Below are 12630 nucleotides of genomic sequence, written 5' to 3' on the forward strand. Positions count from 1 at the left end.
AACCTCGTATTCTTTTAGTTATGCTATATATTGTAGATAAGATATAGCGGCGGCACGGCTGAATTCTTGAAAACGATACACACCCTATGACACCACAACAACTCATTACTGAAGCAGGAGAGCTCCTCTCTTTGCCGGAGGTATGCATACGAATCAATCAGTTAGCCGATGACCCGAAGAGTTCGTCCGATGAAATGGGGCAAGTAATCAGTCAGGATGCGGCGCTCAGTGCACGCTTGTTGAAGATCGTTAACAGTGCCTTTTACGGCTTTCCAGGAAAGATCGATACCATCTCCCGCGCCATTACCATAATCGGCACAAAAGAGTTGCGTGACTTGGCCATGCTAACGGCTGCTTGTGGGGTCTTTGGCGGTATTCCGCGCAATCTGATTAACATGGAAACCTTCTGGCACAGCTCTATTACGTGTGGTGTCCTGGCCAGAAACCTGGCGCGGACCTGTCAGGTTTTGCATCCAGAGCGGCTTTTTTTGATGGGTGTGTTACACGATATTGGCCGTCTATTAATGTTGCAGCAACTTCCAAATGAATCGCGGGATATAATGCTGATCAGTAAAGGGCGCGATGATCTGATTGCAACAGCCGAGCGTGAAGTGCTGGGGTTTACGCATTTGGATGTTGGCTACGAATTGGCCTCCGCCTGGGGCTTTCCAATTCCCATCCAATCCGCTATCCGTTGGCATCACGCTCCCGAGCAATCAACCCGCGATAATCTTGAGTGCTACATAATCTATATCTCCAACATATTGGCTGACGCCCTGGTTTGGGATGGCGATCTTGATCAGGCGAAAGAACAGATTGTGCCGAGTGTCTGGCAATTCACTGGTTTAACACCGAAGCAATGTGACCAGGCGATCGCAGAGATCAGCGGTGAAGTGAGGGAACTTTACTCGATTCTGATGGAGCAATCGGTGTCCAACGGGCGACGGAACCAGTCGACTTAGACCAACCCCTTACTCTCAAACAGGGCTTGCATCTCCGGCTTATTTGCCAGTATCTCCTGCATCTCCAAGCCTTTCATCTCATGCGGAAATACCAACCATTGATCCGTAACATGGATATAGTAGTCAGGCTTCAATGTCGTCTGATTATTGCCGGGCTTATACCAGGGGGTAGCAATGCGGATATCTTTAGGCATATTGCGTCGGCTTTTTGAGCGAAGCGTGTCGAGGATCGCCTGCAGGCTTAAACCAGAATCAAATACATCATCAACAATCAACAGCGCGCTATCATAATTCATATTACGAATCAGATAGCCTAATCCATGTACGCGTACTTCTTTAGTGCGCTGTCCAATGCCCGTGTACGACGATGTACGTATGGCGATGTGGTCTGATTTGATATCAAAATAATCCAGAATCTCTTGCACAGCAATGCCCACCGGCGTGCCTCCTCGCCATACACCGACAATAAAATCGGGTTTGAATCCACTTTGCAGGATATCAATACCCAGGCGAAATGAATCCGTCAGTAGATCCTGTGCAGTAATGTAGTATTTGTCAGTCATATCTGATTCTGATTATAAACGAAGTATAAAAACTAGCCCCATTCACACGCTGAGGCAACCCATTATTAGCAACGCCCTTAAGCAACCGAGCGTTTGCCCACCTGTTGTAAGGCGTTACCAGCAATGATCAGCAGAAGCCCCAAACCACTTGACCAATGGATATCTTCACCAACAATAAAATGAATCAGAAACAGCGAGAGGATAGGCGAGAGAAAAATCAAATTGGCTACTTTCGACGCGTTATCAGTCAATCTCAGTGCTTTCAACCAGAGGACAAAGGTGATGCCCATTTCGAACACGCCAACATAGGCCGCACCATAAAGGCCATCAATTGATTCGATCATGAACCCGGTAGTTGCCCAGGTAATTAAAGCAATGAAAGGCAGGGCAAAGAGGAAATTCAGAAAAAGTCCTACAACCGGTTCGATATGGCTGCGGGTATTGAAAATCCAGAACAGTGACCAGATTAGCGTACTGCCTAATGCAAGTGATACTCCGAATCCGTCACTAAAATGGAGTGAGAGGGGTGATCCATGCGTAGCAATAACCAGGATACCAAAATAGCTGACGCCGATCGCCAACAGATCAATTTTCCGCAGATGTTGTTTAAGCAACGGAACGGCCAAGATCGACAGGGTAATGGCCCAGGTGTAATTAAGCGGCTGCGCCTCCTGGGCCGGCAATAGATCATAGGCCTTGAATAGCACCCAATAATAGAGTGCAGGATTGAGTAACCCCATAGCAGCCGAAAACTGTAACGCTTTGCGTGGCGTATTCCTTAACAGGGTGAGGTGCCCCTGAATAACCAACACCAGAAAAAGTACCAGTGTCGATGAAATGCTGGCATAAAACAGCAGCTGTATGGGCTCCATATGGCGCAGCGACAATTTGAAAGCTGTTGCAACCGTTGACCAGAGCAGTACGGCGCATAGGCCAAAGAGATAGGCTTTCGACTGTTGTTTCATGCTAGGTCACACAGCGCACTGTTAGAGTTGGCTCAGACTATTCAGTATGAGTTGCAGGTGTGCAGGCTCTGACAGTCGGTGATCACCTTGCTTGATCAGCGTGAGGGTGGCGTCGTGACTCTCCAGCCGTTCGCATGTTTTACGGCTGAAATCCCAGGGAACATCGGGGTCTTGCATGCCATGAAACAACCTGACGGGACAGCGTATGGGAATGGGGCCGTCCAATAGCATGTGTTGCTGTCCCTCTTCGATTAAGTTCTGGGTAATCGGGTAGGGTGTTTTATCATCATAATCGCAGGGTATGAGTACACTCCCGCCCTCAATCAGTTGTTGTTTCTGTTCCTGTGAAAACATGGGCATTAACAATCTCTGGGTAAAGTCAGTAGCGCAGGCCAAAGTCATCAACGCATGGACGCGTTGTGGCCTTGCTATTGTTGCCAGCAGTGAAAGCCAACCGCCCATGCTGGAGCCAATCAGAATCTGTGGGCCTTCTGTTAATTCATCCAGCACTGCTAATGCATCACTCAACCATTCACCAATGGTTCCAGATTCAAACGAGCCTGAAGATTGACCGTGTCCCGAATAATCAAAGCGAACAAAGGCACGGTGATGCGTCTGGCACCATTGCTCAATGGCAACGGCCTTGGTGCCCGTCATATCCGATTTGAAGCCACCAAAAAAGAGCACCCCTGGGCCATCACCCTCACTTTTCTGATAGGCGATTCGCTTATCATTTTGCAGATCAAGAAAGAGGGTGGTCTGTTGTTTCACTGGGTGTTATCTCAAGCCAGAAGAAGTATGGAATCATACGCGTCAGGGGAGCTATTTCAACCGAGAATAGAGCGGTTTATTGATAATCGCTGCGCACCCGTCGTATGGCCTTATCCCATCCATGTATGAGTTCGAGCCTGAGATCCTGATCCATGCTCGGAGAAAAGGTTGCCTCTTCCACCCAATTATCTTCAAGATCCTCGAATGAGTCATAAACACCGCACTGTAGCCCTGCCAAATAGGCCGCACCGAGTGCCGTTGTTTCTGTCTGCATTGGGCGTTGTACGGTTATCTCAAGGATGTCTGTCAGAAATTGACAGAGCCAGTCATTCCTGACCATACCGCCATCGACTCGTAGATGAGTTGGGTGAATGCCGTCATCGGTCATGGCACAGAACAGATCATTGGTTTGATAACAGACTGATTCCAGTGTAGCCCTGACGATCTCTTTAATCCCAGTGCCGCGGGTTAATCCAAACAATGCCCCTCGAGCATCAGCATCCCAATGTGGTGCACCCAGACCAGTAAATGCTGGAATCATATAAACACCTTGATTGTGTTCAGTTGTTTGGGCGATAGCCTCTGTCTCTTCGGCACTCTTGATTAATCCAAGTCCATCTCTTAGCCATTGAATTGCTGCACCGGCCACAAAGATTGAGCCTTCAGTTGCATAGGAGGTCTCGCCATTGAGTCGATAACCCACAGTTGTCAGCAGCCTATTGTTGGATGCAATGGGCGTCTCACCGGTATTAATCAGCACAAAGCAACCTGTGCCATAGGTGCTCTTGGTCATCCCGGTTTGAAAGCAGGCCTGGCCAAAGGCAGCGGCCTGTTGATCACCTGCCATGCCGCAGATAGGTAGAGATTCTCCCAGTAGCGCTTTACTGGTTTGACCGAATTGTGCAGAACAATCTTTAACCTCAGGCAGTACAGAAGAGGGGACATTCAGCAGTGATAATAATTCTTCATCCCAGCGGTTTGTATGAATGTTAAACAGCAGAGTACGGGCCGCATTAGTGGCGTCGGTAGTGTGTTGTGTGCCGTGAGTTAATCGCCATAAAAGAAAACTGTCTACAGTGCCAAAAGCAAGATCACCCTGGTTAGCTTTGTCCCTTGCACCCGCTACGTTATCCAGAATCCAGGCAATCTTGGTCCCTGAAAAATAGGGATCCAACAACAGACCTGTTTTATCCTTAACGGTTTGCTCGTGGCCTTCTTGCTTCAGTTGGTTGCACTGCGCAGCAGTTCGCCTGTCCTGCCAGACGATGGCGTTATAGATCGGTTTGCCACTGCCTCGCTCCCACACCACGGTGGTTTCGCGTTGGTTGGTGATACCGATGGATGCAATGGGTCTACCCATGTTTTTGCTGGCCGCAATCGCCTCACGCGTTACGGACAGGGTGGTTGACCAGATCTCCTCAGGATCATGTTCAACCCATCCTGACTGAGGAAAAATCTGTCTGAATTCCAGCTGTGCGGTAAAACGTGACTGGCCGTTTTTTTCAAACAGGATTGCCCGAGAGCTGGTGGTGCCTTGGTCAATGCTGAGAATCAGTGGGTTCAAAGACATGAAATAGACCACCTTAGTATAGTGACGCTATAGTATTGATGTATAAAGGACATACTATAGTAGATCATCTGTAGGATGATATCGTATGACACAAGAGACACAAACACCGCAGTTTGACCTCCTGGTAATCGGAGGAGGGATCAATGGTGTTGGCGTTGCTCGGGATGCGGCAGGCAGGGGATTGCAGGTCTATCTGTGTGAAAAGGATGATTTGGCACAGCATACATCCTCAGCCAGTACCAAATTAATCCACGGTGGATTGCGTTATCTCGAGTTGTATGACTTTAAATTGGTTCATCACGCCCTGCAGGAGCGTGAAGTCTTATTACGCTCGGCTCCTCACATTATTCACCCCATGCGTTTCATCTTGCCCCATCACAAGGCACTGCGCCCAAAGTGGATGATCCGCATTGGCCTGTTTCTTTATGATCATCTAGGCGGGCGCAAACTACTTCCATCCTCGAATGGCGTTGATCTTAAAAATCATGTTGCAGGGTTACTATTAAAAGAGCGTTACAGCGCAGGCTTTGAGTATTCAGACTGCTGGGTGCATGATGCCAAGCTCGTAGTGCTCTCAGCAATGGATGCGGAAGCTCGAGGCGCAACCATCCGTACACATACTCGATGCATATCATTGATACGCCACGGTAAACACTGGTGTGCAACGCTAAAGGATGAGAGAGACGGTGGCACATTTGAAGTACAGGCCAAAACCGTTGTAAATGCAGCCGGTCCTTGGGTAGAGAAGGTATTGAGTCTGGGTATCAATGCCGACGAAACTCACGGTGTGCGTTTTGTAAAAGGGAGTCATATCGTGGTCCCAAAATTATTTGATCACGATTACGCCTATATTTTTCAACACACGGATGGTCGCGTACTCTTCGCGATTCCCTTTGAGCATGATTATACCTTACTGGGTACCACCGATATCGAACTGGATAAGCTGCCTGAAATTGTCGCCATTAATCAGGGCGAGGTGGATTACATTTGTCGTGCCGTGAGTGAATATTTCCGTAAACCCATTGATCCAGAAAGTGTTGTGTGGAGTTTCAGCGGCGTGAGACCACTCTATGATGACGCAGCTAGCAACGCCTCGAAAGTTACCCGCGATTACAATCTGCATCTTGACCAAAGGCAGGCACCGATTCTCTCAATCTACGGGGGGAAAATCACCACCTATCGCAAACTGGCAGAGGAGGTATTGGACATGCTCTCAGAGTGCATGAAGATTGAAGGCACCGCCTGGACCTCGTCCAGTCATCTGCCTGGCGGGGATATCGCCAATGGCAACTTCGGCCTGTTTCTAAGTCAGTGCAGTAGACGCTATCCGTGGTTAAACAAAAAACTGTTGTTAGATTACGCAGGCCATTATGGAACCTGCATTCATCAACTACTTGATGGCTGTGCATCAGAAGCTGATTTAGGTGATCACTTTGGCGGAGAGCTCTATGAAAGAGAAGTACGCTATCTGATAACCTATGAATATGCCGAGAGTGCTGAAGACATTCTTTGGAGAAGGACCAAGCAGGGATTGAGATTGACTGCAGAAGAGGTAGGCAAGCTTGAAAATTGGATTAACAGTAACAGCAAGGCAAGTGGATAGACTCTATTCACGGCATTGTAATTGGGTAGGTTTAACATTTAACATAATATGTATTATGCGCAATTATGAAACGAGATACAATCCTCTATATCCAGTGTGGTGTTTGACATCGCAGATGAAAATCTGTGATCTCCATGAAAACCTTATGTATTGAAATATCTTTGTTTTGCGCTCACGCTACGTGAAATCTGATAATGCTTGTGTGTATAGATACCATAGATTTTACGTAGCGTTACTCGGATGACGAAGTAAAAACCACCCCTATTTAAATTTTTCACTGATCCCAGTTATTTCTGCCTATTAACTATTTATATCAAACATGCCGTATCATTCGACCATGACAAGCATTATTTCAATATCGAATCTTAGCAAAACCTATGAAGGTGGCCATCAGGCGCTTAAACGGGTCAATCTCGACATCAATAAAGGCGAAATACTCGCCCTGCTCGGCCCCAATGGCGCGGGTAAAACCACACTGATTTCAGTGATATGTGGACTGGTGTCACCCACCTCTGGAACGGTAGCGGTAAATGGTTTTGATATCATTGAAAACTATCGACACGCCCGCGAGCAGATTGGACTAGTACCCCAGGAGCTCACCCTGGCTGCATTTGACCGGGTCTTTGATACGTTACGCTTTAGCCGAGGTCTGTTTGGTAAAAAACCGGATGACGCTTATCTAGAGCAATTACTCAAGGATCTGTCGTTGTGGAATAAGAAGGATAGCGAACTGCGGGCGCTATCGGGTGGTATGAAGCGCCGAGTGCTGATTGCCAAGGCGCTTTCTCATCAGCCGAATATCCTGTTCCTGGATGAGCCTACGGCCGGGGTTGATGTTGAGTTACGTAAAGATATGTGGCAAATCGTGAACAAACTACGCGACTCTGGTGTCACTATCATCTTGACCACGCATTACATCGAAGAGGCAGAACAGATCGCCGATCGTGTCGGTGTTATCAATGACGGAGAACTCTTACTGGTTGATGATAAAGTCAACTTGATGCAGGAACTTGGTCGTAAACAATTGATTATAGAACTCAAGGAACCGATTAATAAGATACCTGCGTCGATGGCTTCACATGCGCTTCACCTTTCTGATGATGGTCATGAACTGATTTATACCTATGACACTCAGGGTAAAAGCACCGGTATCACTGCACTACTCCAGGATATGCATAACGCTGGGATATCCATGAAAGACCTCAACACAACACAAAGTTCACTGCAGGATATCTTTGTCAATCTGGTGCAGGCAGACCGATGAACATACAGGCAGTAAAAGTTATCTACAAATATGAGATGTTAAGAACCTGGAATACCCTGTTCCAGAGTATTGCATCACCTGTAATTTCAACTGCACTCTATTTTATTGTGTTTGGTTCAGCTATCGGGTCACGTATACAGTCAGTTGAGGGCGTAACCTACGGGTTATTTATTGTGCCTGGCTTGATGATGCTATCGATACTGACACAAAGCGTTTCGAATGCGTCCTTCGGTATCTTTTTTCCGAAATTCAGCGGAACGGTTTATGAGGTTATGTCAGCACCGATCTCGTTCTTTGAAATTCTACTGGGATATGTTGGAGCCGCCGCATCAAAGTCTCTCATTCTAGGCGCGATCATTTTGATTACCGCCAGCTTTTTTGTTGAGTTACGTATAGATCACCCAGTATGGATGGTCCTGTTTCTAGTCCTTACCTGCGTCTCATTCAGTCTGCTGGGTTTTATTATCGGATTGTGGGCAACCAACTTTGAAAAGCTACAGGTGGTACCCTTATTAATCATTACTCCACTGGTTTTTCTAGGCGGGACGTTTTATTCAGTGAGTATGTTACCCCCGGTGTGGCAAACCGTTACCCTATTTAATCCCGTACTCTATCTGGTGAGTGGCTTTCGCTGGAGTTTTTTTGGGGTTTCAGATGTCCATGTAGGCATTAGTCTGGGCGTCATTCTATTGTTTTTGGGAATATGCTCGGGGGTCGTGTGGTGGATGTTTAAAACAGGGTATCGCCTTAAACAGTAATAATTGAGACGAGTCGATTAGTACTGAAAGCCTATTACGTGTAAGGTATTTCCAGTCGAAAAACGGTACCTACACCTGGTTCACTCTCGACGCTTATACTGCCCTGATGTGATTGTATAATGCCTTGCGCCATTGACAAACCAAGCCCAGATCCTTCACCAACCTCCTTCGTAGTGAAAAAAGGATCGTAGATTCTTCTTGCTACATCTGCGTCCATCCCTTTCCCGTTGTCGTGTATTTCAACTTGAATCACTGTATCGGCATGCTTTATACGGGTTGCAATGTTGATAATGCCATTGTCAGTAATAGACTGCTCAGCATTTTTTAGCAGATTTATGAAGAGTTGTTCCAGCTGATGAGCTAATCCCTTCATTAATGGAAGCTCAGTCAATTCCCAACAAACTTTAATGTTTTTTTCGGTACAGGCTGGTGTGATCTCAGAAATTGAATGTTTAAGAATTTGATTGATATCAACCATTGAGTACTGTTCATCATCGGATGAAGAATGTTCTCTTAATTGATTGATTATATAACTAATTTTATTAATTCCTTCATTTGATTGTTGTATTAATGAGGGAAGGTCTTCTTTGATGTAATCCAGCTCCACTTCCTGCTCTAGCGCGACTAACTTTGGATTTAAAGAAAGTTTATTGTCTTTCAAAATCTCCTGCTGTTTTTCTATCAGTCTTAGAAGGTCCGTCGTGTATTCATCAAGGGCTTGGAGATTGAGTTTTATAAACCCGATGGGGGTATTGATTTCATGGGCTGCACCTGCTGCAAGTTGCCCTATTGAAGCCAGTTTTTCCGACTGAAGAAGTTCGACTTTGGTTTGTTCGAGAGCAATTTGCGTTTCTATGCGTTCTGTTTCATCAGTCCCTGTACCCACATAACCTAAAAAATCACCCTGAGATGAGAAAACTGGCTTTCCGTTAATACGGACGTAGCGTGTTAAGCTGTGAATGCCTTGAATTCCGTACTCAAAATTTCGGAATGGTCGCCTGTTCTGCAAGTCCTCCAAGTGTTTCTTCCACAGCTCAGGGCGTCTATTCTGCTCTTTTTCAGGAACCAGATCGAAGCGCGTTTTCCCAATCACATCGTTAGCCGGAACACCCGTAATTTCGAAATAACGACCACTAACCTCGGTAAATCGCATTTTGTCATCTGTCGCCCAAAACCAATCAAGACTCACGTCAGATAGCACCTTTAAATGTTCTTCTGTTGCTTGAAGTTTTTCTTTCAATTCCTTGATATTTTTAATTAATCCATCATATTCATGATGTGATACGTCCATTTATTCCTTATAATTTGTGTGGTGGATAGGAGAAGTGTAGACCAGCTAATCTGTTTTGTACTTAAAATTGGACAATAACATGTACAGTAAAGAGTTTTCCCTTAATGACAACTTGATCTATCTAAACCATGCAGCTGTAGCACCCTGGCCCGCCAGAACGGCATTAGCGGTAAGCCAGTTTGCGCAAGAGAATGCTTCACAAGGTGCTACTCACTATCTTAAATGGTTAAAGATTGAAGAGGCACTACGAACCCATCTCAGTTGGTTGATCAATGCGCCTTCTGTCGATGACATTGCCCTACAAAAAAGCACATCTGAGGCCCTCTCAACCATTGCGTTCGGGCTCGACTGGAGCGCCGGAGACAATGTGGTCATTTATCAGCAGGAGTTCCCCTCTAATAGACTCGTATGGCAGATGCTTGAGCCGTATGGCGTTGAATGTCGATTGTTTGATCTGGATTCAGCCGAAAACCCTGAAGAGGCACTTTTGAAGCAGTGTGACGAACATACCCGTCTCATCAGTGTAAGTTCTGTTCAGTATGCATCTGGCCTGAGAACTGATTTGCTAAGGATCGGTGAGTTTTGCAGGCAGAATCGGATCCTGCTTTGTGTTGATGCTATTCAAAGTCTCGGGGCTTTTGAGTTTGATGTACAGAGCATCGGGGCCGATTTTGTTGTGGCGGATGGTCATAAATGGATGTTAGGACCAGAGGGCATTGCCCTACTCTATGTTAACCCTGAACTGCGCAACAACATGAAACTCCACCAATTCGGCTGGCATATGGTCGAACCTGTGGGTGACTATGACAGCATGGAAACAACACCAGCCAAGACAGCCCGACGGTTCGAGTGCGGTAGTCCCAACATGTTGGGAATTCATGCCCTCTATAGCAGTCTTTCGCTCATTAAGGAGGTGGGGCTGGAACAAATATCCTCAGCCATTTTGCATAACAGTATGTATTTGAATGAGTTAATCCTATCTCATCCTCAATTGAAATTGATCAGCAGTACTGATAAAGAAAGGGTATCCGGGATTGTGACATTCCAGGTAAAAGGGGGTGATCATCAGCGCATCTATAAAGAGTTAATGAGCCGAGGAGTAATCTGTGCTCCTCGGGGTGGTGGTATTCGTTTTTCACCCCATTTCTATATAAGCAGGGATGAATTAGCCCGTGCTATGCAGATTGTCGATGAGATTATAATATAATATATAGGATTATATATACGATATAACATACTGTATAATATAAATATTACTACTTAATGTTAGAGCCATTTATGAGCAAATACCCTATCGAAGAAAGAAATCCAGGTGAACGGCAGCTCACGGTGAGAGTACTTGCTATGCCTGCTGACACTAACCCCTCGGGTCATATTTTTGGTGGCTGGCTGATGTCACAAGTAGATATCGCCGGCAGTATTGTGGCTATGCAGGTGGCCGATGCGCGTGTGGTGACTGTCGCGGTGCATGACTTTCAATTTGAAAAGCCGGTTCATGTTGGCGATTTGGTCAGCTGCTATGCGGAGATCGAACGCATGGGTACTACTTCAATACGCGTAAAGGTGGAGGTCTACGCGGAGAGAGACCGAAACCCTCACACAGTCGGAAGGGTTGCAGTGGCATCAATCACCTATGTTGGTCTGGATGAACATTCCAAGCCCAAAAAATTACTATAAGCACCCCGAGTCACACACTGCTCGGTGCTCTATTGGCTGCTTGAAAGAGATTATAGAAATTCTGAGTGGTTAGCTCGTCAACAGCCTCACGTGAGACACCACGTAATTCGGCTATTTTATCTGCAACGTGACTGACGTACATTGGCAGATTGGATTTTCCGCGATGAGGGATGGGCGCTAAGTAGGGCGCATCCGTCTCTATTAAGATGCGATCTGCGGGTACCTTTTTGGCGACTTCCCTCAAGTCAACTGCACTGTTAAAGGTAATAATGCCTGAAAATGAGATATAAAAACCCAGATTCAGTGCCTGCTTGGCCATTTCCCAATCTTCAGTAAAACAGTGCATTACCCCACCGACGGTTTGCGCACCCTCCTCTTTCATGACCTGGATGGTATCGGCCTTGGCCGCACGGGTATGAATAATCAATGGTTTCTGTGCCAGTTTGGCACCGACAATATGATTTCTGAAGCGTTCGCGCTGCCAATCCAGATCACCGTCGCTGCGAAAATAATCCAGTCCCGTCTCACCTATGGCCACATTCTTTCCGTGTTTAGCTAATTCTGCCAACTGATCAGGGGTTGGTTCCTGGCGATCATGATCATTAGGGTGAACACCTACCGATATCGAGATATCAGGATATTTTTCCACTAATTTAAGCATGGATGGATAGCTTTCAAGGTCAATACAGACACAAAGAATATGCCCGACGCCGGCTGTTCGGGTGGATTCAATCAAATTATCGAATTGATTTTTAAACGGGGTCAGGTCCAGCCTGTCCAGATGACAATGGGAATCAACAAGCATTACAAAACTCTTATGGGCGCGGAAAAAAGCCCGTAGATTACATCGTGTGTGTCGGGCGTTCAGATTTCAGTGCACCCGCAAGATAACCCTCGATCTTGTTTCTGGCCATACCACCATCCTGATCGCTGAACTGCACCCCAATACCGGCCGCTCTGTTCCCCTCAGCACCAACAGGGGTAATCCAGATGATTTTACCTGCAACCGGTATGCGCTCTGTCTCTTCCATAAGTGTCAAGAGCATAAATACTTCGTCACCCAGATTGTATTTTTTATTGGTAGGTATAAACAGACCACCATTCTTTACATACTGCATATAGGCTGCATAGAGGGCATTCTTGTCTTTGATGGTCAAAGAGAGAATACCCTGTCTTGCTGGCGGTGCATTCGTCACGGACATACCT

At 46.3% G+C, this 12630-nt stretch carries 13 protein-coding genes; 6 read left to right on the plus strand and 7 right to left on the minus strand.

Going from position 1 to position 12630, the window contains the following annotated elements; translation table 11 throughout:
- Positions 1-86 precede the first annotated feature (86 nt).
- Entirely contained in the window at positions 87-962 is an 876-nt protein-coding gene (locus FHP88_RS16395) for an HDOD domain-containing protein (protein ID WP_144360181.1), read from the plus strand.
- Here FHP88_RS16395 and FHP88_RS16400 read toward each other — a convergent pair.
- The 4 genes from FHP88_RS16400 to glpK form a co-directional block, all read right to left on the minus strand.
- Positions 959-1525: a phosphoribosyltransferase gene (locus FHP88_RS16400; protein WP_144360182.1), complete on the minus strand. Its 567-nt coding sequence runs from the start codon at positions 1523-1525 to the stop codon at positions 959-961. The genes FHP88_RS16395 and FHP88_RS16400 overlap by 4 nt on opposite strands.
- Before the next feature lie 77 nt (positions 1526-1602).
- A complete protein-coding gene (locus FHP88_RS16405) occupies positions 1603-2490 on the minus strand; it encodes a DMT family transporter (RefSeq protein WP_144360183.1) in 888 nt (295 codons plus the stop codon).
- 21 nt (positions 2491-2511) lie between these two features.
- Complete coding sequence (locus tag FHP88_RS16410; RefSeq protein ID WP_260843348.1) at positions 2512-3261, minus strand: alpha/beta fold hydrolase; 750 nt, start codon at positions 3259-3261, stop codon at positions 2512-2514.
- 76 nt (positions 3262-3337) lie between these two features.
- On the minus strand, positions 3338-4831 hold the full coding sequence (glpK, locus tag FHP88_RS16415) for a glycerol kinase GlpK (protein ID WP_144360184.1): 1494 nt from the start codon (positions 4829-4831) through the stop codon (positions 3338-3340).
- An 85-nt stretch (positions 4832-4916) separates the two neighbouring features.
- Between glpK and glpD the strand changes: the two genes are divergently transcribed.
- The 3 genes from glpD (at position 4917) to FHP88_RS16430 (ending at position 8456) form a co-directional block, all read left to right on the plus strand.
- Positions 4917-6434, plus strand: a complete 1518-nt coding sequence (gene glpD, locus FHP88_RS16420; RefSeq protein WP_144360185.1) for a glycerol-3-phosphate dehydrogenase — start codon at positions 4917-4919, stop codon at positions 6432-6434.
- A 337-nt stretch (positions 6435-6771) separates the two neighbouring features.
- Positions 6772-7698 carry an ABC transporter ATP-binding protein gene (locus FHP88_RS16425; RefSeq protein WP_144360186.1) on the plus strand — a complete coding sequence of 309 codons (927 nt, stop codon included), beginning with the start codon at positions 6772-6774 and terminating at the stop codon, positions 7696-7698.
- Complete coding sequence (locus tag FHP88_RS16430; protein WP_144360187.1) at positions 7695-8456, plus strand: ABC transporter permease; 762 nt, start codon at positions 7695-7697, stop codon at positions 8454-8456. The genes FHP88_RS16425 and FHP88_RS16430 overlap by 4 nt, the downstream gene beginning before the upstream one ends.
- Positions 8457-8490: 34 nt before the next feature.
- Here the strand turns inward: FHP88_RS16430 and FHP88_RS16435 are convergent, their stop codons facing one another.
- Positions 8491-9747 carry a PAS domain-containing sensor histidine kinase gene (locus tag FHP88_RS16435; RefSeq protein ID WP_144360188.1) on the minus strand — a complete coding sequence of 419 codons (1257 nt, stop codon included), beginning with the start codon at positions 9745-9747 and terminating at the stop codon, positions 8491-8493.
- A gap of 79 nt (positions 9748-9826) precedes the next feature.
- Here FHP88_RS16435 and FHP88_RS16440 point away from each other — a divergent pair, with 79 nt between their 5' ends.
- Together FHP88_RS16440 and FHP88_RS16445 are read left to right on the plus strand one after the other, a co-directional pair.
- Positions 9827-10954 carry an aminotransferase class V-fold PLP-dependent enzyme gene (locus tag FHP88_RS16440; protein WP_144360189.1) on the plus strand — a complete coding sequence of 376 codons (1128 nt, stop codon included), beginning with the start codon at positions 9827-9829 and terminating at the stop codon, positions 10952-10954.
- A 71-nt stretch (positions 10955-11025) separates the two neighbouring features.
- Positions 11026-11424, plus strand: coding sequence for an acyl-CoA thioesterase (locus tag FHP88_RS16445; RefSeq protein WP_144360190.1), 399 nt, complete (start codon positions 11026-11028; stop codon positions 11422-11424).
- Positions 11425-11434: 10 nt separating this feature from the next.
- Here the strand turns inward: FHP88_RS16445 and FHP88_RS16450 are convergent, their stop codons facing one another.
- Both FHP88_RS16450 and FHP88_RS16455 read right to left on the minus strand, forming a co-directional pair.
- Positions 11435-12229 carry a TatD family hydrolase gene (locus FHP88_RS16450; RefSeq protein WP_144360191.1) on the minus strand — a complete coding sequence of 265 codons (795 nt, stop codon included), beginning with the start codon at positions 12227-12229 and terminating at the stop codon, positions 11435-11437.
- Positions 12230-12266: 37 nt separating this feature from the next.
- Entirely contained in the window at positions 12267-12626 is a 360-nt protein-coding gene (locus FHP88_RS16455) for a PilZ domain-containing protein (protein WP_144360192.1), read from the minus strand.
- Positions 12627-12630 lie beyond the last annotated feature (4 nt).

Origin of the sequence: Sedimenticola selenatireducens (assembly GCF_007625115.1) — a bacterium.
Lineage (GTDB): Bacteria > Pseudomonadota > Gammaproteobacteria > Chromatiales > Chromatiaceae > Sedimenticola > Sedimenticola selenatireducens_A.